The organism is Chryseobacterium sp. Chry.R1, from assembly GCF_039645525.1.
In the GTDB taxonomy this organism is placed as follows: domain Bacteria; phylum Bacteroidota; class Bacteroidia; order Flavobacteriales; family Weeksellaceae; genus Chryseobacterium; species Chryseobacterium proteolyticum.
In genome coordinates this window covers 4,674,027-4,688,717 of sequence record NZ_CP151793.1, presented here as the reverse complement: position 1 = coordinate 4,688,717, position 14,691 = coordinate 4,674,027, and the positions used below count along the sequence as shown (strand labels likewise).

At 35.0% G+C, this 14,691-nt stretch carries 15 protein-coding genes; 7 read left to right on the top strand and 8 right to left on the bottom strand.

The features are described 5' to 3' along the window. Positions 1–34 precede the first annotated feature (34 nt). A complete protein-coding gene (locus tag AAEU33_RS20835) occupies positions 35–787 on the bottom strand; it encodes a hypothetical protein (protein ID WP_345990109.1) in 753 nt (250 codons plus the stop codon). 328 nt (positions 788–1,115) lie between these two features. Here AAEU33_RS20835 and AAEU33_RS20830 point away from each other — a divergent pair, with 328 nt between their 5' ends. Further along, positions 1,116–2,135 (top strand): L,D-transpeptidase, encoded by a 1,020-nt coding sequence (locus AAEU33_RS20830; RefSeq protein ID WP_345990107.1) that lies wholly within the window; start codon positions 1,116–1,118, stop codon positions 2,133–2,135. Here the strand turns inward: AAEU33_RS20830 and AAEU33_RS20825 are convergent. The 3 genes from AAEU33_RS20825 to AAEU33_RS20815 all read right to left on the bottom strand — a co-directional run bounded on the left by AAEU33_RS20825 (position 2,132) and on the right by AAEU33_RS20815 (position 4,728). Further along, positions 2,132–2,656 carry a hypothetical protein gene (locus AAEU33_RS20825; protein ID WP_345990105.1) on the bottom strand — a complete coding sequence of 175 codons (525 nt, stop codon included), beginning with the start codon at positions 2,654–2,656 and terminating at the stop codon, positions 2,132–2,134. The genes AAEU33_RS20830 and AAEU33_RS20825 overlap by 4 nt on opposite strands. 1 nt (position 2,657) lies before the next feature. After that, the gene (locus AAEU33_RS20820; RefSeq protein ID WP_345990104.1) at positions 2,658–3,980 is read right to left on the bottom strand and encodes a PDZ domain-containing protein; all 1,323 of its coding nucleotides are present in this window, start codon (positions 3,978–3,980) and stop codon (positions 2,658–2,660) included. A 109-nt stretch (positions 3,981–4,089) separates the two neighbouring features. Continuing rightward, a complete protein-coding gene (locus AAEU33_RS20815; RefSeq protein ID WP_345990103.1) occupies positions 4,090–4,728 on the bottom strand; it encodes an alpha/beta hydrolase-fold protein in 639 nt (212 codons plus the stop codon). A 224-nt stretch (positions 4,729–4,952) separates the two neighbouring features. Here AAEU33_RS20815 and AAEU33_RS20810 point away from each other — a divergent pair, with 224 nt between their 5' ends. Next, positions 4,953–5,387: a hypothetical protein gene (locus AAEU33_RS20810; protein WP_172276723.1), complete on the top strand. Its 435-nt coding sequence runs from the start codon at positions 4,953–4,955 to the stop codon at positions 5,385–5,387. Positions 5,388–5,810: 423 nt separating this feature from the next. After that, entirely contained in the window at positions 5,811–6,674 is an 864-nt protein-coding gene (locus AAEU33_RS20805) for a hypothetical protein (RefSeq protein WP_345990101.1), read from the top strand. 85 nt (positions 6,675–6,759) lie between these two features. Here AAEU33_RS20805 and tyrS read toward each other — a convergent pair whose 3' ends face one another. Continuing rightward, entirely contained in the window at positions 6,760–8,055 is a 1,296-nt protein-coding gene (tyrS, locus tag AAEU33_RS20800) for a tyrosine--tRNA ligase (protein WP_273650930.1), read from the bottom strand. A gap of 277 nt (positions 8,056–8,332) precedes the next feature. On the opposite strand from tyrS, the gene AAEU33_RS20795 reads away from it, so the two are divergent. After that, entirely contained in the window at positions 8,333–8,893 is a 561-nt protein-coding gene (locus AAEU33_RS20795; protein ID WP_172276728.1) for a sigma-70 family RNA polymerase sigma factor, read from the top strand. Positions 8,894–8,938: 45 nt separating this feature from the next. Here AAEU33_RS20795 and AAEU33_RS20790 read toward each other — a convergent pair whose 3' ends face one another. After that, entirely contained in the window at positions 8,939–9,574 is a 636-nt protein-coding gene (locus tag AAEU33_RS20790; RefSeq protein ID WP_345990100.1) for a hypothetical protein, read from the bottom strand. A gap of 114 nt (positions 9,575–9,688) precedes the next feature. On the opposite strand from AAEU33_RS20790, the gene lipA reads away from it, so the two are divergent. Beyond that, positions 9,689–10,555, top strand: a complete 867-nt coding sequence (lipA, locus tag AAEU33_RS20785) for a lipoyl synthase (RefSeq protein WP_172276733.1) — start codon at positions 9,689–9,691, stop codon at positions 10,553–10,555. Positions 10,556–10,652: 97 nt separating this feature from the next. On the opposite strand, the gene AAEU33_RS20780 is transcribed toward lipA, so the two are convergent. Then, positions 10,653–11,507: an AraC family transcriptional regulator gene (locus AAEU33_RS20780; RefSeq protein ID WP_273650933.1), complete on the bottom strand. Its 855-nt coding sequence runs from the start codon at positions 11,505–11,507 to the stop codon at positions 10,653–10,655. Between the two features lie 179 nt (positions 11,508–11,686). Here AAEU33_RS20780 and AAEU33_RS20775 point away from each other — a divergent pair, with 179 nt between their 5' ends. Beyond that, the gene (locus AAEU33_RS20775; RefSeq protein WP_345990098.1) at positions 11,687–12,892 is read left to right on the top strand and encodes an MFS transporter; all 1,206 of its coding nucleotides are present in this window, start codon (positions 11,687–11,689) and stop codon (positions 12,890–12,892) included. A gap of 33 nt (positions 12,893–12,925) precedes the next feature. On the opposite strand, the gene AAEU33_RS20770 is transcribed toward AAEU33_RS20775, so the two are convergent. After that, a complete protein-coding gene (locus tag AAEU33_RS20770; protein WP_172276742.1) occupies positions 12,926–13,306 on the bottom strand; it encodes an STAS/SEC14 domain-containing protein in 381 nt (126 codons plus the stop codon). 111 nt (positions 13,307–13,417) lie between these two features. Here AAEU33_RS20770 and AAEU33_RS20765 point away from each other — a divergent pair, with 111 nt between their 5' ends. Then, positions 13,418–14,623, top strand: coding sequence for an FAD-dependent oxidoreductase (locus AAEU33_RS20765; protein WP_345990096.1), 1,206 nt, complete (start codon positions 13,418–13,420; stop codon positions 14,621–14,623). Positions 14,624–14,691: the final 68 nt, after the last annotated feature.

Genomic DNA, 14,691 nt, shown 5'->3' with positions numbered 1-14,691 from the left:
ACAATGTATTTATATAATGTTATCCTTTTGTTAGTTACTTTCCACCATTTGCCTTAAGGTCAGCTTTACAATTATTATCCAATTGAGGAACATTTCCATTTATAATAAAGCCTAAAATATCTGTGGTTTCAGAAGCGTAGTACATCAGACAATTTTGATTATTACAATGGTTTCCATTGGAAGGATCTTTGTGATCTGTCTGCATCGGTGATCCTATATTTACTAATCCCACCAAATGTCCCAGTTCATGCTCAAGCACTGTAGCTTCAAGTTTTGTTCTACTAGTCTGCCCAAATCCTCCGGAATTTTCCTGAATCGTTTTTCCGAATAAAGCAATCGAGGTATTGCGGTATGCAATTCCTAACGTATTAGAATTGCCGCTATATTTCCCGTTGGTATATAGAATGTTTACTGCAAGAGTTGATCCGTTGGTAAATACAGTTCGGTTTGTATTCTCAATTTGCCTTATATCATCCGCAGATAAAGTGGAGGAGGACGTTCCCGGAATTTCTCTTTGAATAACGGTTATACCACCATCTTTGCGGAGAAAAGTGGATAGGAAGTTTTTCAAATGATCAACAGCTTGCGAATTCGGGGCATATCCCGGCATATACTGAATTTCGATCAATAATGAATTATACCGGTTATTGCTTAATAGGTCGTTGGCTGACGCGCCAACAGGACGCGTGTGGTTGTAATCTGATGATCCATTGCTGAATTCATTATCTCTGCTACAGGATATTGTACATAGCAAGGCTAGAAACGGAATAATTAGTTTTTTAATCATAGGTTTTGTGTCTTTTGTTAAATATTTAATAATGCAATATTAGTAAAAATAAGTTTTGTGGTAGCAATATCACAGTAATGTATTTGTTTTATATCTGTTTTTATGTTGAATTCATTTCTCAAACCTGGCGGGTTTGTTTTTATTAATGAAAACAAATTGATTTTTCATAGATGATGATAGTGTCAGTCAGCTTTTATACTGATACTTTAATCGTTCTTAACCGTATTTTTACGATATTTTTAACCATCATTATGATTATTCCGTTTTAGGTCTGATATTTGTACTGAGTAGCAAAACTAATCGACCTTTTAAATTTATGAACGTAATTGTGAAAAAATCTTTTTTATACAGTCTTATACTGGTTTTATTTTTAGTATCATGTAAAAAGGAAATTGAAAAAATAAATGATACTTTAGGAACCGATACAACTACAGCAGAAAGTCCAAAGGAAAAAACTGATTCAATACAAAAAGATTCAGTGGTTAAAAAGGAATCTGTACCTCCGGCAATGCAGGAAACCGGCTTTTATAATGCTTTTGTACTTCCAAAAGATAAAAAGCTTAGAGATTCTGTATATGCTGCATTCAGCAAAAAATATAATGAAAGAGAACGGTATGCTATTTTAGCACTGAACAGATTGGATTCTAAAAATAAATGGAATTCTGATACATTGGTAGTTCCTGCCAAAATAGATACCACATTGATGGCTTATTCACCTTTTCCAATGCAATTGGATGTATTAAGTAATGTAAAGAAATTTGTTATTTTTTCATATCCGATTCAGGCGTATGGAGTGTATTCCAACGGGAGTCTTGTAAAGTGGGGACCAACCAGTATGGGAAAAAAAACCGCACAGACCACAAGAGGATTAACTTTTGCCAACTGGAAAAAGAAGCTTTCCATTTCGACGGTTAGTAGTGAATGGAAATTACCTTATAATTTCAATATTTTTAACACAGGAGGAATCGGATGGCATCAATATGACCTACCCGGCTATCCGGCCTCGCATTCTTGCTTGCGGCTATTGAAAAATGATGCCCAATGGTTATATTCTTATGCAGATACCTGGATCCTGAATCCGGGAGGGGCCACCACTAAAGCAAAAGGAACTGCAGTAATGGTTTTTGGTGATTACAAATGGGGGCACAGGAAACCGTGGAGAAATCTGTTGGATGATCCTAATGCGAATAATATTTCTGTAGAAGAAATGAATAAGCTCATAGAACCCCATATTGAAAAAATAATAAAAGAGCAGGAGAACAGGGAAAAAGTGGCAGATTCTATCAAGGCAGCGAAGGCTGTTGAGATTCAGGAACCTGCAGTGAAGCCACAAGTGCTTGCACCTTAAGACTTCTTTTCAAATTGTAAAGTAGATTCTTCTGCAAATTTTCTGAGCTTCTGCATTTCATCTTTAGCTTTACTTTGTCCGAATCTGGCCGCAGCATATGTTGCGGCAATACAAAGCAACATGATAAACGAGGCATTGAGTGCCCAAGGAAATTCATTGCTTTTGATTTGTTTTTCTACATAGTACATGGTGAAAAAGGTCATCCATAAAATTGAAAAAGAGAAATAGAGAAACATAAAGAAGGTCCACACAGCCGAGCTTGGCCCAAATACCCCACGGATCACAATATCATCATCTTCTGCCTCCACGCGAAGAGAAAGTCTGGGTTTCCAGTAATTATCATAAGGTGTTTTCACACAGATGGTAGCTACCTCCTTATTGACATTGCCGGAAAATTCTCCTTTGTGTTCCTTGAGATATTTGTTAAGGTTTTCAGCATATTCTTCCTTACTGAGATGGGTAAACATTTTAAACCTCGGTCGTGTGCGTATCTTATCTAATGTGGTTTCTTCTGTTTTCATATTATTCCTGATAGGGGATTGGGTCTTCCAGAGTAAAGCTCAGTGTAAGTTCCTGGTCTTTCCTTTTTATAAGCATAGTAATGGTCTTTCCTTCTTCAGATTTCATCAGTTCCATAATGTATTCCAAAGTCATATCAAGGGTTTTTCTACCATTGATTGTAATAATCCGATCGTCTTTTTTTAGTCCTGCTCTATCTGCAGGAGAATCTTTACGTACACCTGCAATAGAAAATAAAGGCTTTAGTACAAATTTGTACTGTAAGTTATTATTAATCACTTCGATTTCATTACTTGCCTTTTTTGCACCGGTTTCAAGGGCTACAAAATCTTTTTCCCAGGATAATCCATCCTGTTGAAAATCAAGACCACTCATATTAAAATGGAAGGGGTCGTCATAATTTTTATTTTTCTTTAAGTAGATTTTCTGGTTAGGATAATCAAAAATGATAGTAAATCGGCGGAGAATTTCTCCTCCCACTGAACCCCTTCTGTTTTCAACAAGATTTACATGCTGAATAGAAAACTCATCCGGCATCGCGGTAAGAGGTTTTTCAAATTTAAAATCCCCCAGGTAAAAGTTATGAATACGGCTTCTTTTTCCGTATACATCTCCGTTAAATCCTCTGCCTAAAAAATCATCAATATTGGGACGGTTGTACACAAAATTCTTTATAAGAGTAGGAAATAGCCATATAGGATCGCTGTTTCCTAAGTCTATAAGGAGTTTGGATGTCTTCTTTTCATTGGTCATTTCAACCTCTGCTTCAATATACGGTTTATTTTTTTCAATAGAAATGGGGAACTCCTCAAATCTTTTGGTTTTTTTCCTAAGCAGTTCAATATCGTTGTAGATGGTAATCTTTTTGGAAACGTAATCTATAGAAACAGCATGATCTTTAAAAAAATGATATCCTATAATGCCATTAACAGGGATTCCTACATGAGAAGAAATATTAAATTCCTGATTAACGATAATAAAAAGGCTCAGAGATTTATTGATGAAATTTTTTCCTATTGAACCTGTATTATTATCAGAACGAAATCCATCTATACTTGCGTTCCCACCCAAACCTGAAAATTTGATCTTTTCAAGTGTTGTTAGTTTTACTTCTTTGTTTTCGAGGCTAAAAATTGATGTTTCAGCAACTCCTGTATCTAACAAAAAGGTTAGATCCGCTCCATTAATATTGACCGGAATGAAAATCAGATTATTAATCAGCTTAAATGGAACTACCGTCTTTTTAGCATCTTTAATCTCAAAAGAGTTCTGAGCATTGATAAAAATGCTAATCAATAAAAGCCAGATAAAACATCGATATTTCATTTACTGAATATAAGCAATTTATCGCTATGTAAAATAAAAAACATTCTCTATTTTGAGAATGTTTATGTAATTTTTAATGTTTTGTCTGATATGTTTTATTATCCGTAAATTATTTCGAAAAGAAATCCATAAGGTCAATATAATTTTTTTGATTTACTCCATGTCCACTCATGTATTCTCTGAAAGTAAAATAACAACTCAATTCATACAGCAGATCTGCAGCCTTTCGTCCCCATTCTAATGGAATTACAGCGTCATCGGTTCCATGAGAGATAAAAAATCTAAGCTTTTCCAATTTCTTTTTATCTCTAACGATATCACCTAAGATTTTCTCTTCAGGATAGCTGCTCAAACACGCCACATAATTAAATAAATCAGGATATTGTAATGCCAGGGCATAGCATAAAATTCCACCCTGACTGAAGCCGCATAAATGGGCCCTGCTTTCAGTAATTCCGTATTGATTAATTATTTTTAAAATATTCTCCAGAACACTGTTCAGAGATTCTTTTGCCTGATGGACATCTATAAAGTTTTCTGGATTATTAAAATCAATGTCATACCATGAATATCCTTCGAATTGAGTATTCTTTGGAGCCCTGAAACTAACGATGATCCAGTCGCCGGGGAGGGTTTCCCTGAAACTAAAAAGATCCTGTTCATTGCTTCCATAACCATGAAGCATAAAAAGTATTGGAGTAGAAGAAGTAATATTTTCTGGTTCTCTTACAATATAATCTAAATTCATACTACAAAGATAAGTAATAAATCAAATTGCTAAATTTTTATGTTTTGAATAATCACGGCTTTAATTTTAACTATAAAATATGAATAATGCTTAAAATCAGACATAAATATTATTTTTATTGATTTGATATTGTTTGGAAATCTTTATTGGAAATTTTTCATAAAAGTTATTTTTATATTGATAAAAAACCTATATTTGAAACATTAAAAAATCTATTTGGAGAAATGAAGCAATTTTACAAATCAAAAAGTTTATTAAGACTTTCTTTTTTATTCATCGTATTATTTTCGGTAATTTCTATATTAAATTCTTGTAAAAAAGATGACGACGATGAAGACTTTAAAGATCATATCGTACAATTTGAAGTAAAGGGGAGTACAGGTGTTATTTCAAAAACCATCGTTACTCAGGTTGGAACTACGGTAAATAATATGTATAATACTACATTGACTCCCATTACCCTTCCTTGGTCAAGCGGAGAATTTTTTGTTAACTCTAGCCAGGCCCAGTTAAATCTTTCAGCTAATGCAACGATGCCTGACGATGATTCTAAACTTATTGTAAGCATTTGGATTGATGGAGAAGTGGCAAAGAGTGATACCGTTGTTGGTAAAGGTGTTTTAAGTGCTGCTGTTTTTCACAGCTTCTTGGAATTATAAAAATCAAATTTACAAATAAAGAACAAACCGCTTATTTTTAGGCGGTTTTCTTATTTTCAGATAATATTTTTTGTAGCTCTGTTAAACACTACGTGCATGTTGGGAATTAGTATTTTTTATTACAGAATATTTGATTTGGATAAAAAAATATTATAAGTAAACTACAACATTGAGCTCTTTATTGTTGAAGAAATATGGGTATCAAACTTTTTATTGCGGTGAAAGAATATAAAATTAAAGAGCAAAACCATATTTAAATTTAACCTTTGATAGAATAAAAATTTCTTTCTAAGTATTACGATTACTGAGCATAATCATATTCTAATTTTGGCAGAAAAAAAAAGAATTTGTTATATTGGTCAGATAATCAATAAAATATAATCCCATTAAAAACGTATAAAATTAATTCAAAAATAAAACAAGATGAAAAAAAAACTATTTTTAGTAGGAATCTTTTGTATATTTAATATCACAATTGCTCAAGTAGGGATTAACACTTCCAATCCTCAAGCAATTCTCCATGTTGATGGTGGGAAAGATAACGAAAAGACTGGTGTTCCTACTGTTACTCAGCAAGCTAATGATTTTGTAATAACTTCCGGAGGAAATGTAGGTGTGGCTACTATTACACCAGATCCGTCTGCTGATCTTACATTAGCGAGTGATAATAAAGGTTTTTTAGTAAATAGGGTAGCTCTTAAATCAACAACAGACGCTACTACCATTTTAAATCCTGCAACAGGTCTATTGGTGTACAATACAGGTGCAGGGGACCTAAAAAGAGCTGGATTTTATTATAATTCAAATACACCTGGAGCTCCGGTTTGGTCTTACTTTCAACCCCAAACCAATATAAGCGGCAGTGAAGTGAAAAAAATAATTTTTACGAAAACGGCACCTTGTACAGCTGCTTTAACAGATGGGGCAGTAGAAATTGATCAATTTAAATTTTATTTTAGAAGTAGAAATGGAGACAATGTAGGAGGTTGTAAACCTTATTTGGCTCTAACAGATAACCCAGGCAATGACAAGATATTATTTTTAGGAATCAATCAACAATATGCAGGTGGTGGTTTTGAATATGATAATAAATCAATTACTTACACTAATACAAATTTTTCAACAGGCCAATTCTTAGACAAATCTAATACGGATTCGATTGCCAATAGTGAATTAAATATCATTCACATTGTAGATGCTTCTGTGAATAAGTATTATCGCGTTACATTTTATATCTCGGGCGGAGGCAATACTTATACTTATATGATTATTGCAGAGGGTTTTTAATAAAACACGCATATACATAATGTAAAGTTAAAAAAGACTATCTTGAGAAAGATAGTCTTTTTATATATTTATATATGATTTTGAATTATACTACTTTTACAATAAAATAACTCTTTTTACCTTTCTGAAGCAATAAAAATTTACCATCGATCAGGTCACTTTCGTTTGCTGTAAAAGTATCATTTATTTTTTGCTTGTTTACGGAAATCGAATTTCCTTTGATCTCTCTTTGGGCCTCACTTTTTGATTTTAAAAACCCTGATTTTTCTGAAAGAAGATCAATAATGTTGATTCCCAATACATCTGCTTTTGCTACTTCTTTTTGTGGAACTCCGTCAAAAACTTCAAGGAAAATTTCCTCATCCAGACTTACTAAATCTTCAGCAGTGGAGCGGCCGAAAAGAATTTCTGAAGCCTTTAAAGCCTTTTCATATTCTTCTCTTCCATGAACCCATACGGTTACTTCTTCTGCTAATTTCTTTTGAAGTTTTCTTTCATGTGGAGCTGTTTTGTGCTCTTCTATTAATGCTTCAATTTCTTCTTTACCCAGAAATGTATAAAATTTAATAAATCTTTCGGCATCAGCATCGGTTGCATTCAGCCAGAATTGGTAGAATTTATACGGTGATGTTTTCTTTTTATCTAACCAGTAATTTTCACCACTCTCGGATTTTCCGAATTTGGAGCCATCTGCTTTCGTGATCAAAGGAACCGTTAATGCAAAAGCTTCTCCTTGTGCCTTTCTACGGATTAGTTCTGTCCCTGTAGTGATATTTCCCCACTGATCAGAACCTCCCATTTGTAACTTTACATTATTATTCTGGTACAAGTGCAGGAAATCATACCCCTGAATCAGCTGATAAGTAAATTCAGTAAAACTCATCCCTTCAGCTCCGGCTTCCCCTGAGAATCTCTTCTTTACGGAATCTTTAGCCATCATATAGTTTACAGTGATGTTTTTTCCCACATTTTTGGCAAAGTCTAAAAACGAGATGTTTTTCATCCAGTCGTAATTGTTTACCAACTCAGCCTTATTGGCTCCATCTCCATCAAAATTCAGAAACTGAGAAAGCTGATTTTTCAAACAGTCGACATAATGTAAAAGTGTTTCCTCATCCAGAAGATTTCTCTCTGCAGACTTTCCTGAAGGATCCCCGATCATCCCGGTAGCACCTCCTACTAATGCAATAGGCTTGTGGCCATGCTGTTGAAAATGAGCTAAAATTTTAATTTGAATAAGACTTCCAATATGCAAAGAATCAGCAGTTGGATCAAAACCGATATACGCAGTAGTTACCTCTTTATTCAGTTGTTCATCGGTTCCTGGCATCATATCAGCAAAAAGACCACGCCATTTTAATTCTTCAATAAAGGAATTCATATTATAATTTTTCTTTAAAATTTAACTGTGCAAAGATAGTAAATTCAGAAGTACGGATGGTAAAGTGTGAGGGCTAAAAAGTGAAAAGCCAAAAAACTGAAAGACAAGAATCCCATACTGTATTGGTTCAATTTACCCTTCATGATTTCTCGATCACGGCATAATCATTTTATCATGTAAAAACTGTCCGAGTAACTTTTTTACGAATCCTGGATTTTGCGATTTTGCCATTCAGCCTTATTGTCATTTCCCTGAAAATAAATTATATTTGTTACTAATGAACGACGAACAGTTATTTTCACTTATTCAGAAAGCTAAAGAAAAAGACCAGAAGGCCCAGACAAAACTTATTAATATTTTTTGGGTGGATGTCTTTTCTTTTGTGATGAAAAAAGTCCGTGACGAAAATGATACAGATGAAATTACGGTCAATGTTTTTTCAAAGGTTTTATCTAAACTGGATATGTACGATCCTCATTTTCAGTTTAAAACATGGATACTGACAATTGCTCAGAATACGGTTATTGATTTTTGGCGAAAGAGAAGCCGTGAAAATCAGGATCCGACAGAAAACCTGGATGAAGTGAAGAACCAGTTTGCCAAATCTCCGGAAGAACTGATGATTTCTGACGAAGAGCAAAAGAAAATCATTAAAACAATTGAATCCTTAGATGCCAATTATCAGGATATCATAAAACTTAGATTTTTTGAAGAGAAAAGCATAAAAGAAATAGCTGAAGAGTTGGGAATTTCTGTTGCAAATACCAAAGTAAGGGTAATGCGTGCTAAAAAAGTCCTGGCTGAGCTTCTCAAAAACAATGAGTTTGATGAGGATTGATAAGCCTTAAGCATTAAAATATCTCAGAAGTTTCAAAAGATATGACTACAAATGAAACTCAGCTTTTGTTTTTGGAAACTTAAAGGTTCTTTCTTCTGAATTTCTGTTTTGTAAATTAATCTTCCAGTCTTTTTTTATGACGGTTTCTTTTTCAGATTTTCCGTTGTCTGGGTTATCTTTACCTTCTACTTCTTTAGAATATACCAACTGTCCGGTGGAAAGGTTATAATCAATATCCGCCCAATAGTCTCCCGGTCTTCCGTAGCTAAGGGAATGACCAATCAGTTCGAAATGTCCGTTCTGAAAACGGTATTTATCCGTGTATCCCCATTTCCAGCTGCTTCCACCAGCCTGAGTAATTTCTAAAATTCCTTTTTTAATGGCCATACTCTGATAAGGATCTCCCATCATTCCTCCATGATTGCTTTCGAGGATGGCTTTTCTTGATTTTTCTAAGATGCCCCACTTACCATTTGTTTTTTTTAGAATCTGGATTTCACGGATATTTCCCATATCCGTTGTATCTTTTGTATTGTAGATAATTACTTTTTCTGGGATTTTATCGCCGTCAAGATCGCCATCTACGGTTTCTATAATCTCAGATCCCACCGGTTGAAATTCTTTTTGGGCAGAACAAATGATACTAAAAAGTAGAGATAAAAGGAAGAAGGTTGTTTTCATGGAAAAAATTTGGTGATCTAAATTACAATTATATTTTTAATTATGTGTTCCATCAATTTCTGCATTAGATGGTTTCCATTAAAAATTCCTTAACTTTGAAGTTCAATTTTAGAAATGGAAAATTTAGTTCAAGACACTACCGTTCAAAAACCAAAGTGGATTCGTGTAAAACTGCCTACCGGAAAGAATTACAGAGAACTGAGAACCTTGGTTGATAAATATAAATTAAATACAATTTGCCAGAGCGGGAGCTGCCCGAATATGGGGGAATGTTGGGGTGAGGGAACTGCAACTTTCATGATCCTGGGTAATATCTGTACGCGGAGCTGTGGATTTTGTGGTGTAAAAACCGGAAAACCTATGGATGTAAACTGGGATGAACCCGAGAAGGTAGCACGTTCAATCAAATTAATGAAAATTAAGCACGCAGTACTTACTTCAGTGGACCGCGATGATCTGAAGGATATGGGATCCATTCTGTGGGGGGAAACTGTAAATGCGGTACGAAGAATTTCTCCGGGAACTACCATGGAAACATTGATTCCTGATTTCCAGGGAATAACAAAGCACCTTGATCGATTGGTGGATGTTGCTCCGGAAGTGATTTCTCATAACATGGAAACAGTAAAACGTTTAACAAGGGAAGTGAGAATTCAGGCTAAATATGAAAGAAGCCTTGAAGTATTAAGATACCTGAAAGAAGCAGGACAGAGAAGAACCAAAACGGGTGTTATGCTTGGTTTGGGAGAAACAAGAGATGAAGTTTTCCAGACGATTGAGGACATCAGAAATGCCAACGTGGATGTGATTACCTTGGGGCAGTATCTTCAGCCTACTAAAAAACATCTTCCTGTAAAAAAATTCATTACACCGGAAGAATTTGATGAATTCGGTGATTTTGCAAGAAGCTTAGGTTTCAGACATGTTGAAAGTTCACCACTTGTAAGAAGTTCTTATCACGCAGAAAAACATATTCACTAAAAATATAAATCGCTCCAACACGGAGCGATTTTTTTTTATTAGAAAAGGGCAGTTGATATATAAACCAGTAAAACTCAATTTAGCTATTTAGCCTTCATCACCCCTCAATTTTAGCCAAATGCTTTTTCCTGAACTCTGATGGTGTTTCACCTACATGCTGTTTGAATAGCTTATTAAAATACGACAGACTTTCAAAACCTACCTGAAAACAAACTTCCGTTACGGACGAATCTTTTAACAAAAATATCTTTGCCTGATTGATCCTGTAGTTGTTTACAAAATCAGTAAATGTCATATTGGTTTGCTTTTTAAAATACCGGCAGAAAGCCGCAGTACTCAGGTTTACTGTTGCTGCAATGTGATTGACATTCGTTTTTTTATCATAGTTTTCATGAATGTAATCGTAAATTGTTCCCATTCTTATTTTATCGTTAAGAAACCATTTGATCCGGGTATCTTCATTATTCAGCTCTTTTACTTCATTTGAGTTGGCAAGGATCTGTAGGATTTCAATTAATCCGATGAGGGAATCAAAATTTCCTGTAGTCATGAGGCTATGCATTTTTTCAACGACGATCCGCTTTGTGTCTCCGGAGAAAGATAGTCCAAGATAGGAACGTTCCAGAAGATGTCTGATATCGTCAAATTCGGGAACCGGATCAATAATATCCTGTAAAAAATTTTCTCTCATCTGGAGAACCATCTGTCTGCACTCTGTTTGGATTTTGTAATCGAAGTTGAGATGTGGAACATTAGAGCCAATCAGTAAAAGGTCACTATTAGTAAAACCGGAAATATCTTTTCCTATATGGCGGATTCCATTTATGGCTTCAACATAAACCAATTCTATTTCAGGATGATAATGCCAGAAAAAGCAGTCTTTCAAGGAAGGAGAAAAAAGCTTGAATGACTTTCCTTTTTCGAAGTCAATAATTTCTTTCTGGATTTTCATTTGGTTCTATCTTGATTATTTTAAGATTTAAAATTAAATAAAAAGGTCAATATGGAGCAAATTTTTATCATTTGAGTGGAAGCAAAATTGAAAATTTCTATCGATTTTTGCACTTTCAAATAATAGGATTGCTTTTATTATCTCTAAAACAAAGAAGCAATTAAAAGAAACAAAATGATATGGGAATGATAGATAAGAGGATTATACCACTGGCCATTGGTGGTTTGGGGATTGGAACAACAGAATTCACCATTATGGGCTTACTGCCCGATATTGCTAAAACTTTACAGGTAAGTATTCCCGAAGCCGGGCATCTTATTTCTGCATATGCACTAGGAGTCGTTATTGGGGCTCCGATATTAATCGGTTACTCTGTGAAGTTTCCACCTAAAAAAGTATTGATTGTTTTAATGATGATTTTTACTTTGTTTAACGGTTTATCAGCGATAGCACCAGATTACACATCAATGCTCATTATCCGGTTTCTGTCTGGCCTGCCACATGGAGCATTTTTCGGAGTAGGGACCGTAGTGGCATCTAGGCTGGCAGGAAAAGGCAAGGAGGCATTCTATATTTCTTTAATGTTCACCGGGCTTACTATAGCGAACCTGGCAATGGTGCCCCTGGTCACTTATATAGGGCATACCTTCCACTGGAGATGGTATTTCGTGATTGTCGCGGTAATTGGATTATTTGCCTTATTGTTTTTAAAGTTCTGGCTTCCTACCATGGAAACAAAGCAGGATACACACTTTCTGGAGGAATTAAAATTTCTAAAACATAAACAATCCTGGCTGGTATTATTAATTACCGCAATAGGATTTGGCGGACTATTTACCTGGTTTAGTTATATTACACCACTAATGACCATCATTGCAGGCATTAAGGCAAGTCAGATGGCATATGTTATGATTTTGGCGGGAGCAGGAATGGTAGTGGGAAATCTGGCTGGAGGTTTTTTATCAGATAAATTAGGGCCCGAAAAAACATGTTCTCTTTTATTACTTCTGATGATGTCGTCATTGGCAGGTGTATTTTTCTTTTCAGAAAACAGTATTATTGCTCTGGTACTTACTTTTGTATGTGGTGCGTTATCAATGTCTGTGGCTGCCCCGATTAATATTATGATGATGAAAGCCGCTCCAAGAAGCGAAATGATGGCTGCGGCCTTTATGCAGGCTGCTTTTAATATTGCCAATGCAATGGGAGCATTTTTAGGTGGAATTCCTTTAGAACATGGATTTTCGTTTAAATATCCTTCTTTGGTGGGTGTCGGAATGACGTTTATAGGACTGATGATCAGTATACGGTATATGTATTTATACAGATCTTCAAAACTTATAACAGAAGAAATAACAGTGGAATGTATTCCGGGAGATCAATAAAAAAAAGAGGCATTTGCCTCTTTTTTTAACCCTTTATGCTTCAACTTCATTACCGTTCTTACACCAGTAAAGGGCATTGTATACATTTTCTTTAGGAAAAGACTTGAATTCACCGGGCATCAGGACACTGAATATATCGGTGAAATTCTGAACACCTTTGCTATCCGTGACAATAGCTGTACGATTCCATTTAGCAAGGTTTTTTAGTCCCAAAAGTGCGTCTTGTAACCAGGCTCCCATGGTAAAATTCTCCAGATCCGTATCTAAATACAATAAATAATTAAGTTCATCAAACTGATCGACCTTTTGTTTTACATGGGGAATAACAAGGTTTTCAAAGTCCTCTCGGGTCACTTCTCCCGTTGCGCTGAACGCCGCAACATTCTCCGGGGCATCTGGAATAATAGTAATCATAGTATATTTTTTATGGTTTGGTGATATTTCACCAACAATAATTACACCAATAATCGTCTGAAAATCGTTAAAATACTCACAAATATTAGTATTTTAGTTTAAAATATTAATATGGATTTAAAATCGAATGAACCATTTTGGTTATTAAAGAATGGATTGACAGCCTCTTATCCTTCTTTAAAATCAGATGAAGAATGTGATGTATTGATTATCGGGGGTGGGATAACGGGAAGTCTGATTGCCCACCAGATGGTAAAAGATGGATACAGGACGATCCTTATTGATAAACGGGAGATTTGTAACGGAAGCACCTCAGCCACTACTTCTATGCTGCAATATGAAATTGATATTCCACTTTTTAAACTGATTGATCAGATCGGGGAAAAAGGAGCTGTTGAAAGCTACAAAGCCTGTTCAGATGCTATTGATATAATAGAACAGCTTACAAAAGAATTAAAATCAAAGGCCGGTTTTAAAAGAAAAAGATCTCTGTATTATGCGTCAAGAAAAAAAGATGTATCGTGGTTGCAGCAGGAATTTGAAGCCAGAAAAAAATACGGATTCGAAGTGGAATGGCTGGATGCTGAAGAAATTCAAAAAGAATTCGGATTTCAAAATACATTTGGAGGAATTGTATCTAAGCAGGGAGCAAGCGTAGATGCATTCAAATTGGCCCATGAATTATTGGAATTTAATCATAAGAAAGGACTTCTTGTATTTGATAAGACAGAGATGAAAGCGGCAAAGAGTTACAGAGGATATAATCTTGTAAGCACAACAAACGGACCACAGATCAAAGCTAAAAAGATCATTTATTGTATAGGCTATGAGAGTAAAAGTCTGATCAAAGAAAATTTTGTGGATCTCAAAAGCACATATGCTCTAGTTTCCGAGATTGATGATGATAAATTTAAAAATATTTCCAGTACACTGGTCTGGAATACAGATGAACCTTATATGTATATGAGGACTACTGATGACGGAAGGTTACTGATCGGAGGAGGGGATGAGGATTTTTATGACGCGAAAAAGCGGGATGCATTGCTGGATAAAAAAGAAAGACAGATTCTGAAAACATTAAAAAAGATCAGACCCGATTACCATTTTTATACAGATTTTGTATGGGCTGGAACCTTCGGGGAAACTAAAGACGGGTTACCTTATATAGGTGAACATGAGAAATTCAATAATTCCTATTTTGTGCTTGGTTTTGGTGGAAACGGGATTACTTTTTCAGTTACAGGAATGGAAATGACATCCCTTTTTATGAAAAATAAAAAACATCCCTTATCGAGATATTTTAAGTTTGAAAGATAAAACCAGATGGTTATGAAACATCATTCACCTGGTTTTATCATTACTATATTGGTGGCTTCCAAGCTGCC

Excerpts from the sequence above, each read along its gene's own strand:
- AAEU33_RS20835 (WP_345990109.1), bottom strand. The coding sequence starts at position 787 with ATGATTAAAAAACTAATTATTCCGTTTCTAGCCTTGCTATGTACAATA.
- AAEU33_RS20825 (WP_345990105.1), bottom strand. The coding sequence starts at position 2,656 with ATGAAAACAGAAGAAACCACATTAGATAAGATACGCACACGACCGAGG.
- AAEU33_RS20820 (WP_345990104.1), bottom strand. The coding sequence starts at position 3,980 with ATGAAATATCGATGTTTTATCTGGCTTTTATTGATTAGCATTTTTATC.
- AAEU33_RS20815 (WP_345990103.1), bottom strand. The coding sequence starts at position 4,728 with ATGAATTTAGATTATATTGTAAGAGAACCAGAAAATATTACTTCTTCT.
- AAEU33_RS20810 (WP_172276723.1), top strand. The coding sequence starts at position 4,953 with ATGAAGCAATTTTACAAATCAAAAAGTTTATTAAGACTTTCTTTTTTA.
- AAEU33_RS20805 (WP_345990101.1), top strand. The coding sequence starts at position 5,811 with ATGAAAAAAAAACTATTTTTAGTAGGAATCTTTTGTATATTTAATATC.
- tyrS (WP_273650930.1), bottom strand. The coding sequence starts at position 8,055 with ATGAATTCCTTTATTGAAGAATTAAAATGGCGTGGTCTTTTTGCTGAT.
- AAEU33_RS20795 (WP_172276728.1), top strand. The coding sequence starts at position 8,333 with ATGAACGACGAACAGTTATTTTCACTTATTCAGAAAGCTAAAGAAAAA.
- AAEU33_RS20790 (WP_345990100.1), bottom strand. The coding sequence starts at position 9,574 with ATGAAAACAACCTTCTTCCTTTTATCTCTACTTTTTAGTATCATTTGT.
- lipA (WP_172276733.1), top strand. The coding sequence starts at position 9,689 with ATGGAAAATTTAGTTCAAGACACTACCGTTCAAAAACCAAAGTGGATT.
- AAEU33_RS20780 (WP_273650933.1), bottom strand. The coding sequence starts at position 11,507 with ATGAAAATCCAGAAAGAAATTATTGACTTCGAAAAAGGAAAGTCATTC.
- AAEU33_RS20775 (WP_345990098.1), top strand. The coding sequence starts at position 11,687 with ATGGGAATGATAGATAAGAGGATTATACCACTGGCCATTGGTGGTTTG.
- AAEU33_RS20770 (WP_172276742.1), bottom strand. The coding sequence starts at position 13,306 with ATGATTACTATTATTCCAGATGCCCCGGAGAATGTTGCGGCGTTCAGC.
- AAEU33_RS20765 (WP_345990096.1), top strand. The coding sequence starts at position 13,418 with ATGGATTTAAAATCGAATGAACCATTTTGGTTATTAAAGAATGGATTG.